The following is a 17,475-nucleotide window of genomic DNA, read 5'->3' as shown; positions in this document are numbered from 1 at the left end:
TAGGCCGTCGATATGTCGTCGACGTCCCGGCGCTGTTGCCCCCCGGTAACGACCACCTCACGGTGGACGCTCCGGCCGGTGAGCCCGAAGTTAACCTCGCGACACATCGGCGACACATGCGGGAAATTGGCCCTTCGTACCGTGGAGGGACGAGCGGGAGCTCCCCGGTCCGGACGGAAGGCACTCCATGAGCGAGACCCGATCAGCCCGGCACGCCGAGACGGGTGCCGCGTCGCAACCGCGGCGCGTCGTCGTCGTCGGCGGTGGGCCTGCTGCCCATCGGTTCGTCGAGGCACTGTGGCGGCGCGGCATGGACGGGCTGCACATCACCGTCCTGGCCGAGGAGACCCACGCCCCCTACGACCGCGTCGCGCTGAGCACCGCGCTGACCGGCGAGGTGGACCTCGGCCTCGGGGAGCCGCTGATGTGGCGGGAGCCGGCGATCCGGCTCGTGACAGGGGAGCGGGCTGTCCGCCTCGACCTCGCGGCACGGTGCGTCGAAGGGGCGTCCGGTGAGAAGTACGCCTACGACGACGTCGTGCTGGCCACGGGATCGGACGCCGTGCGCCTGCCCCTGCCGGGTGCTGAGCACGCCGCGGTCTACCGGACCCTCGACGACGTGCAGTGGCTGCGCTCCGAGACGTCCCGGCTCGCGGCAGGCCTCGGCAGGGAACCCCACGCAGTCGTCATCGGCGGCGGGCTCCTCGGCCTCGAAGCCGCCGGCGGGCTCCAGCAGCTCGGCGCCGCGTCCACCGTGGTCAACCGAGCCGGCTGGCTCATGAATGCACAACTGGACCAGGGCGGCGGCCAGGCTCTCGGCAGGCTGATCAGTGCCAAGGGGCTGGGGATCCACTGCGGAGGAGCGCCCGTCGCCATTCAGACGGACGACGACGGCGGCGTCACGGGCGTGGCCCTGGGTGACGGGACCGTCCTCCCGGCCGACCTCGTGGTGTTCGCCGTCGGCATCCGGCCGCGCGACGAGCTCGCCCGTGCCGCAGGGCTCGAGATTGCGCCCCGCGGCGGTGTGGTGATCAGCGCGGCCTGCGAGACATCGATGCCCGGCGTGTGGGCGATCGGGGAGGTGGCGAGCTACGACGGCGTCAGCATGGGCCTGGTGGCTCCGGCGAATGCCATGGCCGAGGTCTGCGCGGACGGCATCCTCGGAGGGGTCTCGACCTTCCCCGGCTTCGACACCGCCACCAAGCTCAAGCTCTCGGGCGTCGAGGTCGCGAGTTTCGGGGACGCGCTCGCGGAGACCGAGGGCAGCCTCGAGATCGTCTACGCCGACCCCGCCCGGGGGCTCTACCAGAAACTCGTGGTCACCGACGACGCGAGGACGCTCCTCGGCGGCATCTTCGTGGGCGACGCCGCGCCGTACTCCGCCCTGCGGCCACTGCTGGGCCGTGAACTGCCCGCGGAACCCGGCGCCTACCTATCGTCGGCCGGCGGAGGCGACGCCCCGCCGTCGGAACTGCCCGACGACGTCATCCTCTGCTCCTGCAACAACGTGACGGCCGGCGCCTGCCGGTCCGCGGTCCACGGATTGGGCACGGATGGCTCCGAGGGGGAGCCGGCGCTCGACATGCCCTCCCTGAAGGCCTGCTCGCGCGCCGGGACCCAGTGCGGCTCGTGCGTCCCGATGCTGAAGAAGCTGCTCGACAGCGAACTCACGAAGGCTGGACGCACCGTTCCCAAGGGGATCTGCGAGCACTTCGCGATGTCACGGCCCGAACTGTTCGAGGCCATCCAGGCCCTCGACCTCGCATCCTTCCAGGAGATCCTGCTGCGCTTCGGGGCCTCGGAGGAGGCGAAGGCCGGACACGGCTGCGACATCTGCAAACCGGCGATCGGCTCCATTCTCGCCACCCAGCGGGGGGAGTACGTGCTCGACGGCGGACGGGGGACCCTGCAGGACACGAACGACCGCGCGCTCGCGAACATGCAGCGCAATGGCACCTACTCCGTGGTGCCCCGCATCCCCGGCGGCGAGATCACCCCGCAGAAGCTGGCGGTCATCGCGCAGGTCGCCGAGCAGTTCGGCCTCTACGTGAAACTGACGGGCGCACTGCGGATCGACCTCTTCGGCGCCCGGCTGGAGCAGCTGCCCGAGATCTGGAAGATCCTCGTGGAGGCCGGGTTCGAGTCCGGGCAGGCCTACGGCAAGGCGCTGCGGAACGTGAAGTCCTGCGTGGGGTCGACCTGGTGCCGGTTCGGGGTGCAGGACTCCGTGGCGATGGCGATCGACCTCGAGCTGCGGTACCGCGGGCTGCGGGCGCCGCACAAGTTCAAGATGGGCGTGTCGGGGTGTGCCCGCGAGTGTGCCGAGGCCCGGAGCAAGGACGTCGGCGTGATCGCCACCGATCAGGGCTGGAACCTCTATGTCGGAGGGAACGGGGGCTTCCAGCCCGCGCACGCCCAACTCCTCGCACAGGACCTCGACGGGCCGACCCTCATCCGGTACATCGACCGCTACCTCATGTACTACATCCGCACCGCCGACCGGATGCAGCGGACCGCGCGGTGGATGGACGACCTCGAGGGGGGCCTCGACCACGTGCGCGACGTCGTCATCGATGATTCCCTCGGGATCGCCGCGGACCTCGAGGCCGCGATGGCCCGCCACGTCGAGCACTACGAGGACGAGTGGGCCGCCACCCTCAAGGACCCGGACAGGCTCCGCCGCTTCCGGTCCTTCGTCAACGCCCCGGACGCCGCCGACCAGTCGATCGTGCTCGTCGAGGAGCGCGGCCAGCGCCGCCCCGCCACGCAGGAGGAGATCGACGCGGGAGCCGCCCGCGTGGGCCTGGGAGCAGTGATCCCCGTGCGCGTCCCGACGGGACCGGCACCAGGAAGCCTGGAGGACTGAACCGTGCACCTCGACATCGACCTGACCGGACGCCGCGTGGTGGTCCTCGGACACCCCGGCGCGTCGCGGCGCGTCGTCGCCCGGTATCGCGCCTCGGGAGCCGACGTGGATCGCTTCGACACGCTCCCCTCGGCCAGCAGCGCGCTGGACGGCGCCACCCTCGTGGTCAGGGTGGCGGGCACGGGCACGCCGAGCCCCGGGGACGACGCCGATACGGTCCTGCGGCAGCGGTGCCGGGACGCCGGTGCACTCCTGATCCGGGAAGCGGCCGCATCCGACTCCGGTCACGTGAGCCTGGTCGGCGGCGGCCCCGGGGCCCGGGGACTCCTGACCCTGGATGCGGCCGCCGCGCTGAGGGACGCCGATGTGGTCCTCTACGACCGGCTCGGTCCCACGGACTCGCTGGCCGAGATCGCACCGTCGGCGGAGCTCGTCGACGTCGGGAAGCTGCCCGGCCACCACCGCGTGCCGCAGGCGGGCATCAACGCACTGCTGGTGCAGCACGCCCGCGCCGGACGGCACGTCGTCCGGCTGAAGGGCGGCGACCCCTTCGTGTTCGGACGCGGGAGCGAGGAGCTCGCCGCGTGCCTCGAGGCACGCGTGCCCTGCACGGTGCTGCCGGGCATCAGCTCGTCGATCGCCGTCCCGGCGGCCGCCGGCATCCCGGTCACGCACCGGGGGGTCAGCCACCTGTTCACGGTGGTGTCCGGGCATGCGCCCCTGACCGACGAGGAGCACCTCCACCTCGCGGGCCTCGGCGGGACCATCGTGGTCCTCATGGGCGTCTCCACACTGCCACAGCTCGTCGCAGGTCTCGGCCGGGCGGGGATGCGCCCCGACATGCCGGTCGCCGTCGTCGAGCGCGGGTACAGCGCATCGCAGCGGACGACGTCGGGGACCCTGGCGACGATCGTCACGGACGCCGGCACCGCACGCTGCCAGTCGCCCGCGGTCCTGGTCATCGGCGAGGTGGTACGCGTGGGGCTCGAGCTGCAGGGCAGCGCCGCACACCTCGCGCGACTCACCGAGTCGCTCGCATCATGAGTGAGACCATCCGTCCCGACGGAGCAGGCGGTCAGCTGGCGGGCTTCCGCATCGGCGTGACATCGGACCGCCGGTCGGGTGACCTGATCGACGCGCTCGAGCGGCGAGGGGCGTCGGTGTTCCACGCGCCGGCGCTGAAGATCGCCCCGATCGCCGAGGACGTGGCCCTCCTCGCGGACACGGCCGCCATGGTGTCCGCCCGACCGGATCTCTTCGTCATCACCACCGCGTACGGGATGCGCCGCTGGTTCGAGGCCGCCGATGCCGCGGGGCTGGGCGACGACCTCCTCGATGTGCTCGGGAGCGGCAGGATCCACGTCCGTGGTCCGAAGGCCAGGGGAGCGGTGCGGGCGGCCGGCCTGGACGACGTCGGCATCAGTTCCGACGAGACGACGGCGACCCTCGTGGACCAGCTCCTGCAGGAGGACCTCGCGGGCCTCACCGTCGGCGTCCAGTTGCACGCGTACGCGGACGAACACCAGCTCGAACGGCTCCGGGACGCGGGCGCCACGCTGCTCACCGTCACGCCCTACCGGTGGATCAAACCGGAGGGCTCGGAACGGCTGCCCCGCCTCATCGAGGCGGTGTGCGCGGGGCAGCTCGACTGTGTCACGTTCACCAGCGCGCCCGCGGTGGACGCCCTGTTCAGCACCGCCGCGGAGCAGGGCATGCAGGAGGATCTCGTCCAGCGGTTCCGGCAGGGCGTCCTCGCCGCCGCCGTGGGACCGGTGACGGCCCAGCCCCTGCTCGACGCCGGCATCACGCCGCTCGTCCCCGAACGCTTCCGCATGGGCGCCCTGATCCGGCTCGTCTGCGACCACCTTGCCGAGCACCACGTGGAGCAGCTCCGCACACGCTCGGGCCACGTCGAGGTGCGCGGCCGATCGGTCCGGGTGGACGACGTCCAGGTGGACCTCGCACCCGCCCAGCTGGTGCTCTTCAAGGCCCTGCTGTCGGCGCGCGGGGCGGTCCTCAGCCGCGAGGCACTGACCAGCCTCCTCGCCCCGGCCGGTGCAGGCCATGCACTGGACATGAGCGTGAACCGCCTGCGGAAGTCGCTGCCGGACCCGGCCCTGGTCGAGACGGTCGTCAAACGCGGGTACCGGCTGCACGTCTGACGCCCGCAGCGCCGGGTTCCTGCGACTCCGGCCCTGTGGGGATTCTGCAGGGGGTGCAGGTGTCGGACGCAGCGGGCGTGCCCGTCCGCGCGGTCCTCAGCATGGCGCACGGGGTTCCGAGCGGCAACCGGCGTCATGGCATGGTTGCCGCGTCCCACGGGCGGCCGGGCGGCAACCGGCGTCGCACCGGCGCTGCGGCGTCGTGGCCCTCGGACGATGTCCGCGTCATGACGCCACCGGCGCTGTGAAGTGCTCTTCGATGACGGTGCGGATGTCCTCGTGGCACCCGCCGCATCCGGTTCCCGCCCGGGTGGACGAGGAGACGTCCCGCACGGAGGCGCAGCCCGCGGCCACGGACTCCTGCACCGTGCCGCGGGTGATCCCCGCGCAGCGGCACAGGGTGGCGGCCGGTCCGGGAGGCGATGCGGCCAGCAGTCCTTCGGCGCTGTCGAGGCGCAGCAGGCTGGAGCGGTCCGCGGGGAGCTCGCTGCCGCGCTCGAACAGAAGCACCAGTTCGGCACCCGTGCGCGGCATGCCCACGCAGACGAGTCCGGTGAGCACGCCGTCGCGGGTGACCATCTTCGCGTAGCGTCCGTGTCCCGGGTCGGCCCACTCCGCCACGGTGAGTCCGGGCTCCACCGTCCAGGGGTCGGCGTCCGTCTCGCCCGCGACGACGGCGTCGACGCCCCGGGCCTTCAGCACGATGACGGGCTCGCGCCGTCCGACGGGCTCGATGTGCCTGTTCCGCGCGCTGCCGGCCCCGGTACCGTTCCCCGACAGCTCCGCGACCAGCGCGGCACCGAGCTCGTCCGCCTGCTGCCAGCCCGGGCCGATGAGGCCCTGCGGCGCGGTGGGGCCGGCGCACACCGTGCAGGAACTGCGGAGGCAGCACACCTCCGCGCAGTCGCCGATCGCCCAGATGTCGTCCGTGCCGACGGCGCGCAGCGTATGGTCCACGAGGACACCGTCCGCGACGGCGAGGCCGCAGCCCTCGGCGAGCTCCGTGCGCGGGCGCACGCCGCAGGCGAGCACGAGCGCACCGCCGTCGACCCGCGCGCCCCCCTCCAGCCTGACGCCCGCGAACCGTCCGTCCTCCAGATCGATCCCTGCCGAGACACCGGCCACGACCGTGATGCCGGCTTCCCGCAGTGCTGTCGCCAGGACCCGTGAGCCTACCCCGAGGAGCCGTTCCATGGGGGAACGGCCGGTGTGGACGAGGGTCACCCGCCCGCCCTCCTCCGCGGCTGCGAGGGCGGCCTCGATGCCGAGGATGCCGCCGCCCAGCACCACGATCCGCTGCCGCGCGGCGAGCGCGGAGGCGACCGCACGGGCGTCGGAGAGGTCGCGGAGGAAGCTGACACCGGGCGGGAGGAGCGCGTCGTCGGACTCCTCCCGCCCGGCGGGTGTCTCCAACCCGTCCAGGCGCGGGCGGACGGGCCGCGACCCGGTCGCGAGGACCAGGCGGTCGTAGTTTATGGCCGCGCCGTCGTCCAGCAGCACGCGCCGGAAGGGCCGATCCACCCGGACGACGCGGGCGCCCAGGCGCACGTCGATGCCCGCGGCCCGGAGCGCGGGGGCGTCCGCGAGCCGGATGGCGGCTTCCCGGGTGCGGCCGACGGCGAGATCGGCCACGAGCACCCGGTTGTAGGCGGCGTCGGGCTCCTGCCCGATGATCGTCAGCGCGACCAGTCCCGCGGCGACGAGCGGTTCGAGGTGCTCGACGAGCCGTGCCGCGACGGGTCCGAAGCCGACGACGACGACGCGGGACGGCAGGGAGGAAGCAGGGCCGTTCATGCGACGACCTCCAGTCCGACGGCGCGCACCGGGTCGGCGGGGACCAGTCGTGCCACGCTGACGGCCGTCGTCTTGAACTCCGGCATGCCCGACACCGGATCGGTGGTGCTCCCCGTCAGGCGGTTCGCGGAGCCGGCATCGGCGAAGTGGAAGGCCAGGAAGACCGTGTCCTGCCGGATGTCGGGGGTGAGATCCGCCAGTGCGCGCGCCTCGCCCTGGCGACTCGTCACGACGACGGGGTCGCCCTGGGTTATGCCGAGGTCCTGTGCGGTCGACGGATGGATCTGGAGTCGCGCGGACGGCTGTGCCGCGAGCAGCGCCGGAACGCGGCGGGTCTGCGTACCGGACTGGTAGTGCTCGAGGAGCCGGCCCGTGGCCAGGAGCAGCGGCGCCGGTCCGCGGGCCGCGGCGGCGTCGGCCGGCGGGACGACGGGGACCAGCACGGCCCGCCCGCCGGCGTGGGCGAAGGCGTCGAGGAACAGCCGCGGCGTGCCCGTGCTGCCCGCCGGGTACGGCCAGTACGCCGGGGCACCGCCGTCGAGCACGCGGTAGTCGAGTCCCGAATAGTCCGCGATGCCACCGGCGCTCGCCCGGGTGAGCTCGTCGAACATGGTCGACGGGTCCTCGCTGAACAGGGAGGGTGCGTCCAGCAGCCGCGCGAGTTCCTGCATGATCCAGAGCTCGCTGCGGGCGCCGGGGGGCGGTTCGACGGCCGGGCGCCGGCGCAGGACCCTGCCCTCCAGGTTCGTCACCGTGCCTTCCTCCTCCGCCCACTGCAGGACCGGCAGGACCACGTCCGCCAGCGCGGCGGTCTCCGACAGGAAGAAGTCCGACACGACGAGGAGGTCGAGGGAGCGCAGGCCGTCGATGACGGAGGCGGCGTCGGGCGCGGAGACGGCGACATTGGCCCCGTGCACGAACAGGCAGCGCGTGCCGCCCGGCTTCCCGAGCGTGCCGAGGAGCTCGACGGCGGGGAGGCCGGGCCCGGGGATCGACTCCTCCGGGACGCCCCAGACGGCGGCGACGTGGGCGCGGGCCACGGGGTCGGTGATCTTCCGGTATCCGGGCAGCTGATCGGACTTCTGTCCGTGCTCCCGGCCACCCTGTCCGTTGCCCTGGCCCGTCAGCGTCCCGTAGCCGCTGTGCGCTGTGCCCGGCAGCCCGAGGAGCAGCGAGAGGTTGATCGCGGCGGTCGTGGTGTCGGTGCCGTCGGCGTGCTGCTCGATCCCGCGCCCCGTCAGGATGTAGGCCCCGGGTCCGCCGTCCGCTCCGCGCCGGGCGCCCTCGGCGAGGAGCCTCGCCACCGCGCGCAGGGAGGCCGCGGGAACCCCCGTGATGCCCTGCACGCGTTCGGGCCACCACCGCGCGAGGCCGCGCGCGACGTCGTCGGACCCTGTGGTGCGCGCCTCCAGGAAGCGCCGGTCCTCTAGGCCCTCCGCCACCACGACGTGGGCGAGGCCCAGGAGGAGGGCGAGGTCCGTGCCCGGCGTGTGCTGGAGGTGGACGCCCCGGCCCTGGTCGGTGAGCCGGGCGGTGGCGGAGCGCCGGGGGTCGACGACCACCAGCCCGCCCGCGGCCTGTGCCCCCCGCAGGTGCTGGATGAAGGGCGGCATGGTGTCCGCCGCGTTGGAGCCGAGGAGCAGGACCACGGAGGCGGCGCCGAGGTCCTCGAGGGGGAAGGGGAGTCCCCGGTCGACGCCGAACGCCCGGTTGCCGGCGGCCGCGGCGGAGGACATGCAGAACCGGCCGTTGTAGTCGATCCGCGAGGTGCGCAGTGCGAGGCGGGCGAACTTGCCGAGCGTGTAGGCCTTCTCGTTGGTGAGCCCGCCGCCCCCGAACACGGCGACGGCGTCCCGGCCGTGCCGGGCCTGGATGCTCCGGACGCGGTCGCTGACGAGGCGCAGGACGGTGTCCCAGGAGGTCTCCCGCAGGACGCCGCCGGCATCGCGGACCAGCGGCGCGGTGAGACGGTCCGGGTGATCGAGCAGCTCGGCTGCGGACCAGCCCTTGCGGCACAGCCCGCCCTTGTTGGTGGGGAAGTCGCGGGCATCGACGCGGGCGCCGCCGTCGTGCGAGCCTGCGGTGACCGTCATGGCGCACTGGAGGGCGCAGTAGGGGCAGTGCGTGGGCTGTCCGGTCCCTGCCTGCTGCATCGGTCAGACCTTGCCGAGTGTCGAGGAGCGGCGGAGGTAGAAGAACCAGGTGACGGCGAGCATCAGGACGTACCCGCCGACGAAGCCGTAGAACGCTCCGTCGTAACTGCCGGAGGCGCCCTTCGAGGCGTTGAGGACCTGCGGGATGAGGAAGCCGCCGTAGGCGCCGACTGCCGAGATGAGTCCGAGGGCGGCGGCGGACTTGCGGGCGGTGCTCACCGATTCGCGGAGCTCGGAGCCCGCTGCGGCTCCCCGCCGGGCGAAGATGACCGGGATCATGCGGTAGGTCGCTCCGTTGCCCGCACCGGCCGCCGCGAAGAGGACGAGGAAGAGGCCGAGGAAGAGCCAGAAGTTCGCCAGGGGGAGCGTCCAGACGACGGAGAGGGCGATCGCGGCCATCACCGCGAAGGCGCAGACGGTGATCACCGCTCCGCCGAAGCGGTCGGCGAGGCGTCCGCCGAAGGGCCGGGCGAGGGATCCGACCAGGGGACCGAGGAATGCGAGGGACAACGTGGCAGGTCCCATGGCGATCGTCGAGAAGGCGGGGAAGGAGTCGACGATCAGTTTGGGGAAAACACCGGCGAATCCGATGAAGGACCCGAACGTGCCGATGTAGAGCAGCGCCATGATCCACAGGTGCGGTTCCCGGACGGCCGCGAGCGACCCCGCGAGATCACTCCTGGCGCTCGACAGGTTGTCCATGAACCTCCAGGCACCGAAGGCGGCGGCGAGGATCAGGGGCACCCAGATCCAGCCGGCGAGGGGAAGGTCCAGTGTCGCCGCAGCGCCGAGGGCGATGACGATGGGCACCACCAGCTGCGCGACGGCGGCGCCGAGGTTGCCGCCCGCCGCGTTCAGGCCGAGTGCCCATCCCTTCTCGCGGGCGGGGTAGAAGAAGGTGATGTTCGCCATCGAGCTCGCGAAGTTGCCGCCGCCGAATCCTGCGAGCGCCGCCACGGTGAGCATCACCCCGAAGGGGGTCTCCGGGTTCGAGACGCACAGCCCGAGACCGATGGTGGGGATCAGCAGGAGCAGGGCGGAGACGATGGTCCAGTTCCTGCCGCCCAGCCTCGGCACCATGAACGTGTAGGGGATGCGCAGTGTCGCCCCGACGAGGGACGGCATGGAGATCAGCCAGAAGATCTGCGAGGTGGAGAAGGTGAAGCCCGCCGCCGGCAGGTACACCACGACGATCGACCACAGCTGCCAGACCACGAATCCGAGGAACTCGCAGGCGATCGACCACTGCAGGTTGCGCCGGGCGATGGGCCTGCCGACGCTGTTCCACTGGTCGGTGTCCTCGGCGTCCCAGTTGTCGATCCAGCGGCCGGGGCGGTGGGCGAGGGGCGGTGCGCTCGGGGCAGGTGCGGGAGCCGCTGTCGCCAGAGCGGGGGATGCTGCTTCGTCGATGCTCACGGGAGTCCTCCAGGGGCCGGTGTGGCTGCTTTCCCCCGACGCTAGTGAGCGCGCGTTTCCGTCCGCGGCGTCCTGCGTAAACGTCCCGTGACGTTCACCTATCGGTGCCCGGACGGCGCGGTGAGGTCGGCTTCGCGTCGCGGGTGGCGGGAATCCGGCAGGAGTACTGTGTTGCGGACTCTCCGGTGGCGGACGATGCTGGGCGCAGGGTGCCCACGCGAGGGCCCGAGGCGGGCATCCGACGGCGGGGTGGGCGACGCTCGGAGGATGCCCGGTCCCAGGAGGAGGGAAGAGCATGAGGATACTGATGACGGGTTCGACCGACGGTCTCGGGCGAACGGCGGTGGAGACCCTCCTGGCGACAGGACACGACGTCGTGGCGCACGCCCGCACCGCGGATCGTGCGGCTGCCCTCGACGCGCTGACGGCACGGGGAGCAGGTCTCGTGGTGGGCGACTTCGAGGACCGGGAGGCCGTGGTGCGGATCGCGGCCGAACTGACCGAGCAGGATCCGCTGGACGCCATCATCCACAATGCCGGCGTCCATACCGGTCGCGCCGTGATGCCGGTCAACGTGATCGCGCCGTACCTCCTGACGGCGCTGATCGACGGCCCGCGCCGGCACATCTATCTCAGCAGCGGCTCGCACTACGGCGGACACCCGGTGCTCGACGGCGTGGACTGGCGCGGGACCACGGCCGGTTCCTACGGCGACAGCAAACTCTTCGTCACCACGCTCGTCGCAGCCCTCGCACGGCTGCGTCCGGATCTGCTGGTCCACGCCGTCGACCCCGGATGGGTGCCCACCCGGATGGGCGGGCCGAATGCGCCCGACGACCTCGACCTCGGCCACGAGACCCAGATCTGGCTGGCGACGAGCGATGATCCCGGGGTGCTCGCGAGCGGCGGGTACTGGTATCACCGGCAACGGCGCGAGCCCCACGGGGCCGTGCATGACGAGCACTTCCAGGACCGTCTGCTCCGGACCCTGGCAGGGGAGACCGGGGTGGCCCTGCCCGGCAGGTGAAGGGATGCCGGTCAGTACGAGGGTGCTGCGGAAAGCCCGAAGTGCTCCTCGAGCGTCTGCGTGCCGGCTGCCTTCATGGCGAGTGAGACGTCCTTGCCGACGTACCGGAAGTGCCAGGACTCCGCGGAGAAGCCCGTGATCTCGTGGTAGCCCAGCGGGTACCGGAGGATGAATCCGTAGTCGGCGGCCCTGGCGGCCGCCCACTGGGCCGCAGGGGTGTCGCGGAAGCACAGGACCAGCGTGCACGCGCCGTCGGCCTGCCCGACGTCGAACGCGAGGCCCGTCTGGTGCTCGGAGTAGCCGGGCCGCGCCGAGACGGTGTCGGCTCCTGCCGCGTCGCCGTACTGGGCCACCCACGAGGCGTACGTGGATTCCTGGTTCGCATAGGAACGGTAGCCGCTGACGAGAGTCAGGCCGACGCCGTCCGCTGCGGCCGCCGCGAACATCTCCTCGACGGCTGTGGAGACGTCGGGGCGCAGCAGCGCGTTGTCGGTGGCTGTCGCGACGCCGGGTCGGCGCAGCTCGGCGGGTGCGAAGTCCAGGGGCACGAGGGGGCGGCGCTTGTTGACCACGACGTCGACGGCACGGGGATCGGCGTGCGCACCGGTGGCCGGGGGAGTCGCCTCCGGGCTCGCTGCCGCCCCCGAGGTGCTGGGAGCGGATGCCGGTTCGCGCTGGAGTGGAGCGGGAAGCCCGCCGGGCGTCGGCCCAGCGGCGGGATCCGATGTAGCACCCGGCCCTGACTCCGGGGTCGCTTCCGGGGCGCCCGCCGACGCCGCGGCCGTGCCGGTCAGCCCCGCCGCGGTCGGGGCAGGGCCGGGAATGCCCGCCGACGACGCGGCCGTGCCGGTCGGGCCCGCCGCGGTCGGGGCAGGGCCGGAGCACGCCGACAATGCCACCACGAGGAGCGCGCTCGCCGCGAACGTCGTGACGCGCATGATCAGGTCTTCCGGAGCAGCATGCGACGCACGGAGTGGTCGGCGTCCTTGGTGAGGACCAGCTGGGCGCGGCCGCGGGTGGGGAGCACGTTGGTCACCAGGTTGGGCTCGTTGATGCGCTCCCAGATGCCACGGGCGGTGCGCCGCGCCTCCTCGTCGCTGAGGTTGGCGTACCGGTGGAAGTAGGACTCCGGATCGGCGAACGCACTCGAGCGGAGCGACTGGAAACGGTCGATGTACCACTGCTCGATGTGCGTGGTCTTCGCGTCCACGTAGATGGAGAAGTCGAAGAAGTCGCTGACGGCCAGTCCCGTGATGCCGTCCGTCCGCGGACGCGCGGGTGCAAGGACATTGAGGCCCTCGACGATCAGGACGTCCGGGCGTCGCACCACGACCTCCCGGCCGGGCACGATGTCGTACGTGAGGTGCGAGTACCACGGCGCCCGGACCTCGGCGGCGCCGCTCTTGACCTCGCTGACGAAACGCAGCAGGCGCCGGCGGTCGTAGGACTCGGGGAATCCCTTGCGCTGCATGAGGCCGCGCCGTTCGAGTTCCGCGTTGGGGTAGAGGAATCCGTCGGTGGTGACCAGTTCCACGTCCGGGGTGTCCGGCCAGCGCCGCAGGAGCTCGCGCAGCACCCTCGCCGTCGTCGACTTGCCCACCGCCACCGAACCGGCGACGCCGATCACGAAGGGCGTCCTGGCGGTGGTCTCCCCGAGGAAGGTGTTCGTCGCGGCGTGGAGCTGTCCCGCGGCGGCGGTGTAGAGGTTCAGCAGGCGGGAGAGGGGAAGGTACACCTCGCGCACCTCGTCCAGGTTCAGGGCGTCCCCGAGGCCTCGCAGGCGCTGCACGTCCTCGACGTTCAGCGGACTCGTGATCTCGTTCGCCAGGCGGGACCACATCTGCCGGTCCAGTTCGACGAAGGGTGTGGCGGATTCGGCACTGGTGGCCTGCTGCGTCCCCGTGCTCGTGTCACTCACCTCATGATTCTGCCCGGTGGCTTGCGCATTAACAAACGCGGCCACCGGTACTCTGGTGACATGTGTGGAATTGTGGGTTATGTAGGCCGGGACCACGGCCAGGGATCGTCGGCGCTTGACTCAGTCGCCCCGGCGTACGAACACGAATCGTCCGAGGCGCAGCACGGCGCCCTGGACGTCGTCATGGAGGGCCTCCGGCGCCTCGAGTACCGCGGGTACGACTCAGCGGGTGTCGCCGTCATCACCCCGGCCGGCATCCAGTCGCGGAAGAAGGCCGGCAAGCTGAGCAACCTCGTCGAGGAGCTCGCCGCCGATCCCCTGCCGCGCTCGCTGACGGGCATCGGCCATACCCGGTGGGCGACGCACGGCGGGCCGACCGACCGGAACGCCCATCCTCACCTCGCTGACGACGGCCGACTGGCCCTGATCCACAACGGCATCATCGAGAACTACGCCGAGCTGAAGGCCGAGCTGACGGGTGAGGGCCTCACCTTCATCTCCGACACCGACACGGAGGTCGCCGCAGGCCTCGTCGGCTACCTCTACCGGGGGCTCGTCGAGAGCGGCGCGGAGGGCGACCTCCTCACGCTCGCCCTGCAGCAGGCCTGCCAGCGCCTGGAAGGTGCCTTCACGCTCCTCGCCATGCACCAGGACCAGCCCGGCGTCGTCGCCGCGGGCCGCCGCAACTCCCCGCTGGTCGTCGGTCTCGGCGACGGCGAGAACTTCCTCGGCTCCGACGTCTCCGGCTTCATCGACTTCACCCGCCGCGCCGTGGAGCTCGGCCAGGACCAGATCGTCACGATCACACCCGACGACGTCGTCATCACCGACTTCTTCGGCGCACCCGCCGAGGGCACCGAGTTCCACGTCAGCTGGGACGCCGCCGCGGCCGAGAAGGGTGGCTTCGACTCCTTCATGGAGAAGGAGATCCACGACCAGCCGGACGCCGTGGCCCAGACCCTGCTCGGGCGCTCGGACGCCTCGGGCAACCTCGTGCTCGACGAGCTGCGCATCGACGAGTCCATCCTGCGCTCCGTCGACAAGATCGTGGTGCTCGCCTGCGGCACCTCCGCCTATGCCGGGCAGGTGGCCAAGTACGCGATCGAGCACTGGTGCCGCATCCCCACCGAGGTGGAGCTGTCCCACGAGTTCCGCTACCGGGACCCGATCGTGAACGAGAAGACCCTCGTGGTCGCCATCTCGCAGTCCGGGGAGACCATGGACACGCTCATGGCCGTTCGGTACGCCCGGGAGCAGGGCGCCAAGGTCGTGGCGATCTGCAACACCAACGGGTCCACGATCCCGCGCGAATCGGATGCCGTGCTCTACACGCACGCCGGCCCCGAGATCGCCGTCGCCTCGACGAAGGCGTTCCTCGCCCAGATCACCGCGGCGTACCTGCTGGGCCTGTATCTGGCGCAGCTGCGCGGCAACAAGTACCGCGACGAGATCTCGGACGTGCTGAACGACCTCTCGGCGATCCCCGCCAAGATCCAGGCCATCCTCGACGACGCCGACAAGGTCAAGCAGCTCGGCGCCGACATGTCCAACGCGAAGTCGGTGCTCTTCCTCGGCCGTCACGTCGGCTTCCCCGTCGCGATGGAGGGTGCGCTCAAGCTCAAGGAGCTCGCCTACATCCACGCCGAGGGCTTCGCCGCCGGTGAGCTGAAGCACGGCCCGATCGCCCTGATCGAGGAGGGCCAGCCCGTGGTGGTGGTCATGCCGTCCCCCCGGGGCCGGGACTCGCTCCACTCCAAGGTGGTCTCGAACGTCCAGGAGATCCGTGCGCGTGGCGCCATCACGATCGTGATCGCCGAGGAGGGCGACACCTCCGTCGAGGCGTACTCGGAGCACGTGTTCTACGTGCCCACGTCCCCGACGCTCCTCGCACCGCTGCTGACCACCGTGCCGCTGCAGATCTTCGCGCTCGCCCTCGCCAGCGCCAAGGGCTACGACGTCGACCAGCCGCGCAACCTGGCGAAGTCGGTCACGGTTGAGTAGTACCCGCCGGGTGCCGTCGCGCAGCTGCGCGGCGGCACCCCGCGGGGGCGCGGCGTGATCGTCGGTATCGGTGTCGACGTCGTCGACATCGAACGCTTCCGGCAGCAGCTGGAACGCACCCCCGCCCTGGTGGAGCGGCTCTTCGTCCCCTCCGAACGCCACCTGAACACGCGGTCGCTCGCCGCCCGTTTCGCGGCCAAGGAGGCGATCGCGAAGGCGATCGGTGCCCCCGTGGGCATGAACTGGCAGCATTGCACCATCGAGGTGGACGAGGCGGGCGCGCCCTCCATCGTCGTCGACGGGACGGTGGCCGATGCCGCGCGGGCGCGCGGCGTCGAGACCTGGCACCTGTCCATCAGTCACGACGGCGGGCTTGCCACGGCGATGGTCGTAGCGGAAGGCCGGGGACCGTCCGGCAACGGATAGTAACCATACTGATTATTCGCTGGCTTACCGCTAGGCTGGACCATATGCTCCCAGCCTTCTCCGGTGGTGACGTCCGCGCTGCGGAGGCACCCCTCATCGACGCCGGGCTGGGTGATGCCCTGATGCAGAAGGCTGCCCACGGCCTGTTCGGCGTCGTTCTCGGCCTGCTGCGCGACGCCGGGCGCGGCATCTACGGAGCCACCGCCGTCGTCCTCGCAGGCAGCGGCAACAACGGCGCGGACGCGTTGTACGCGGGCGAGCGGCTGCTGCGCCGGGGCGTCGGAGTCACCGCCGTCCTGACGTCCGAGCGGACCCACACCGCATCGCTCGACGCCTTCGTGGCCGCCGGCGGCACGAGCGTGAGGCTCGACGACGCAACCCTCCCCGGACTCGTGGCCCACGCGGCATCCTCGGACATCCTGATCGACGGCATCCTCGGAACCGGGGCCAGCGGGGGCCTGCGGGGCACCGTGGCATCCTTCGTCCAGCACTTCGACGAGACCGCCGGTCCCCGGAGCCGGCGCTCCACGCTCGTCGTGGCCTGCGACCTGCCGAGCGGCATCGGCGTGGACAGCGGGCTCGTCGAGGGCCCGGTGCTCCATGCGGACGCGACCGTGACCTTCGGGGCTGCGAAGCCCGGCCTGCTGATCGGTGATGGCGCCGTGGCGGCCGGTGAGCTCGACGTCGTCGACATCGGCCTGGACCTCTCGCCCTTCACGCCCGCGGCGCGCACCCTGCTCGACGCCGATGCCGCGGCGCTGCTGCGGCTCCCGGGCGCGCGGGATCACAAGTACTCGCGCGGGGTGCTGGGCGTGGCGGCCGGATCCGCGCGCTATCCCGGTGCCGCGGTGCTCGCCGTCGGCGCCGCACTGGCGACCGGCGTCGGCATGGTGCGTTACCTCGGTCCCACCGAGGTCGCCGCCCTCATCCATGCGCGCAACCCCGAGGTGGTCGCCTCCGACGGCTCCGTCCCCGATGCGCGCTCACAGGCATGGCTCGTGGGTCCGGGCGCCGTGGACGACGACGACCAGCGCCGGCGCGCCGTCGACGCCCTGACGTCCGGCCTGCCCGTCGTCGTCGATGCCGGTGCCCTCACCGAGGTGCCCGAGCGTGTGGGTCCCCAGGTCATCCTCACACCCCATGCGGGCGAGCTCCGCCAGGTGCTCGCCGCCCGCGGGGTGGACGTCGAGCGATCGGTGATCGAGGCAGAGCCCGCGCACTACGCGCTGCGCGCGGCGGAGCTGACCGGCGCCACGGTCCTGCTCAAGGGGTTCACCACCGTCGTCGCCGCGCCCTCCGGCATCCTCTTCGCCCAGACCGATGCCACACCGTGGCTCGCCACGGCCGGAGCGGGGGACACGCTCGCCGGGATCATCGGGGCCCTCGCCGCGACCCTGGCGGAGGACGACGGGGCCGCAAGGCGGGTGGGTGTCGCCCAGGAGGACCTCTGGGCCGCGGTGGCCGCGGCCGGGGCCCTGATCCACGGCAGGGCCGGCGTGCTGGCGGCCCGGCACGGGCCCGTCGTCGTCTCCGGTCTCCCCGCCCACATCGGCGCGGTGATGGCAGGCCTGGTCGAGGAGCGTCGCCTGGCCGTGGCGACGTGAGGAGCACGCGACGCAATTAACCTGACCGACAGCTGAATGCGCTATGTATGGAACAAGCGGCCGGGGCACCAGGACCCCGATGCCGGCGAGCACCACCCGAGGACGCCT

At 71.9% G+C, this 17,475-nt stretch carries 13 protein-coding genes; 8 read left to right on the top strand and 5 right to left on the bottom strand.

The annotated features are described in order from the left end of the window. Positions 1 to 187: 187 nt before the first annotated feature. From nirB to CI785_RS17210, 4 genes are read left to right on the top strand one after another with little or no spacing between them, the layout of a single operon-like run. Complete coding sequence (nirB, locus tag CI785_RS14975; RefSeq protein ID WP_105032893.1) at positions 188 to 2,866, top strand: nitrite reductase large subunit NirB; 2,679 nt, start codon at positions 188 to 190, stop codon at positions 2,864 to 2,866. A gap of 3 nt (positions 2,867 to 2,869) precedes the next feature. Next, the gene (gene cobA, locus CI785_RS14970) at positions 2,870 to 3,910 is read left to right on the top strand and encodes a uroporphyrinogen-III C-methyltransferase (protein ID WP_105032892.1); all 1,041 of its coding nucleotides are present in this window, start codon (positions 2,870 to 2,872) and stop codon (positions 3,908 to 3,910) included. Further along, positions 3,907 to 5,028: a uroporphyrinogen-III synthase gene (locus tag CI785_RS14965; RefSeq protein WP_105032891.1), complete on the top strand. Its 1,122-nt coding sequence runs from the start codon at positions 3,907 to 3,909 to the stop codon at positions 5,026 to 5,028. Before cobA ends, CI785_RS14965 begins: the two co-directional genes overlap by 4 nt. A gap of 59 nt (positions 5,029 to 5,087) precedes the next feature. Then, positions 5,088 to 5,276, top strand: a complete 189-nt coding sequence (locus CI785_RS17210) for a hypothetical protein (RefSeq protein WP_157940290.1) — start codon at positions 5,088 to 5,090, stop codon at positions 5,274 to 5,276. On the opposite strand, the gene CI785_RS14960 is transcribed toward CI785_RS17210, so the two are convergent. From CI785_RS14960 to CI785_RS14950, 3 genes are read right to left on the bottom strand one after another with little or no spacing between them, the layout of a single operon-like run. Continuing rightward, on the bottom strand, positions 5,254 to 6,822 hold the full coding sequence (locus CI785_RS14960; protein WP_240615224.1) for an FAD-dependent oxidoreductase: 1,569 nt from the start codon (positions 6,820 to 6,822) through the stop codon (positions 5,254 to 5,256). The two genes, CI785_RS17210 and CI785_RS14960, sit on opposite strands and share 23 nt — an antisense overlap. Continuing rightward, positions 6,819 to 8,975, bottom strand: a complete 2,157-nt coding sequence (locus tag CI785_RS14955) for a molybdopterin oxidoreductase family protein (protein ID WP_105032890.1) — start codon at positions 8,973 to 8,975, stop codon at positions 6,819 to 6,821. Before CI785_RS14955 ends, CI785_RS14960 begins: the two co-directional genes overlap by 4 nt. Before the next feature lie 3 nt (positions 8,976 to 8,978). Further along, on the bottom strand, positions 8,979 to 10,391 hold the full coding sequence (locus CI785_RS14950; protein WP_105032889.1) for an MFS transporter: 1,413 nt from the start codon (positions 10,389 to 10,391) through the stop codon (positions 8,979 to 8,981). A gap of 307 nt (positions 10,392 to 10,698) precedes the next feature. Here CI785_RS14950 and CI785_RS14945 point away from each other — a divergent pair, with 307 nt between their 5' ends. Then, positions 10,699 to 11,418, top strand: a complete 720-nt coding sequence (locus CI785_RS14945; RefSeq protein WP_240615223.1) for an SDR family NAD(P)-dependent oxidoreductase — start codon at positions 10,699 to 10,701, stop codon at positions 11,416 to 11,418. An 11-nt stretch (positions 11,419 to 11,429) separates the two neighbouring features. Here CI785_RS14945 and CI785_RS14940 read toward each other — a convergent pair whose 3' ends face one another. Both CI785_RS14940 and coaA read right to left on the bottom strand, forming a co-directional pair. Beyond that, positions 11,430 to 12,356 carry a M15 family metallopeptidase gene (locus tag CI785_RS14940; RefSeq protein WP_105032887.1) on the bottom strand — a complete coding sequence of 309 codons (927 nt, stop codon included), beginning with the start codon at positions 12,354 to 12,356 and terminating at the stop codon, positions 11,430 to 11,432. Positions 12,357 to 12,358: 2 nt separating this feature from the next. Next, positions 12,359 to 13,336, bottom strand: a complete 978-nt coding sequence (gene coaA / locus CI785_RS14935) for a type I pantothenate kinase (RefSeq protein WP_105032886.1) — start codon at positions 13,334 to 13,336, stop codon at positions 12,359 to 12,361. A 60-nt stretch (positions 13,337 to 13,396) separates the two neighbouring features. Between coaA and glmS the strand changes: the two genes are divergently transcribed. The 3 genes from glmS to CI785_RS14920 are packed head-to-tail and all read left to right on the top strand — an operon-like array spanning position 13,397 to position 17,367. Then, a complete protein-coding gene (gene glmS / locus CI785_RS14930; RefSeq protein WP_105032885.1) occupies positions 13,397 to 15,337 on the top strand; it encodes a glutamine--fructose-6-phosphate transaminase (isomerizing) in 1,941 nt (646 codons plus the stop codon). A 54-nt stretch (positions 15,338 to 15,391) separates the two neighbouring features. After that, a complete protein-coding gene (locus tag CI785_RS14925) occupies positions 15,392 to 15,763 on the top strand; it encodes a holo-ACP synthase (protein WP_105032884.1) in 372 nt (123 codons plus the stop codon). 44 nt (positions 15,764 to 15,807) lie between these two features. Further along, positions 15,808 to 17,367 carry an NAD(P)H-hydrate epimerase gene (locus tag CI785_RS14920; protein WP_105032883.1) on the top strand — a complete coding sequence of 520 codons (1,560 nt, stop codon included), beginning with the start codon at positions 15,808 to 15,810 and terminating at the stop codon, positions 17,365 to 17,367. Positions 17,368 to 17,475: the final 108 nt, after the last annotated feature.

This window comes from Arthrobacter ruber (assembly GCF_002954225.1).
GTDB classification, from domain to species: domain Bacteria; phylum Actinomycetota; class Actinomycetes; order Actinomycetales; family Micrococcaceae; genus Arthrobacter_D; species Arthrobacter_D ruber.
The sequence above is the reverse complement of the archived record's forward strand: the minus strand, read 5'-3'. Positions and strand labels throughout refer to the sequence as shown.

Bases quoted from the DNA above. Each gene is read 5' to 3' on its own strand.
- nirB (WP_105032893.1), top strand. From the start codon at position 188: ATGAGCGAGACCCGATCAGCCCGGCACGCCGAGACGGGTGCCGCGTCG.
- CI785_RS14965 (WP_105032891.1), top strand. From the start codon at position 3,907: ATGAGTGAGACCATCCGTCCCGACGGAGCAGGCGGTCAGCTGGCGGGC.
- CI785_RS14960 (WP_240615224.1), bottom strand. From the start codon at position 6,822: ATGAACGGCCCTGCTTCCTCCCTGCCGTCCCGCGTCGTCGTCGTCGGC.
- CI785_RS14955 (WP_105032890.1), bottom strand. From the start codon at position 8,975: ATGCAGCAGGCAGGGACCGGACAGCCCACGCACTGCCCCTACTGCGCC.
- CI785_RS14945 (WP_240615223.1), top strand. From the start codon at position 10,699: ATGACGGGTTCGACCGACGGTCTCGGGCGAACGGCGGTGGAGACCCTC.
- CI785_RS14940 (WP_105032887.1), bottom strand. From the start codon at position 12,356: ATGCGCGTCACGACGTTCGCGGCGAGCGCGCTCCTCGTGGTGGCATTG.
- glmS (WP_105032885.1), top strand. From the start codon at position 13,397: ATGTGTGGAATTGTGGGTTATGTAGGCCGGGACCACGGCCAGGGATCG.
- CI785_RS14920 (WP_105032883.1), top strand. From the start codon at position 15,808: ATGCTCCCAGCCTTCTCCGGTGGTGACGTCCGCGCTGCGGAGGCACCC.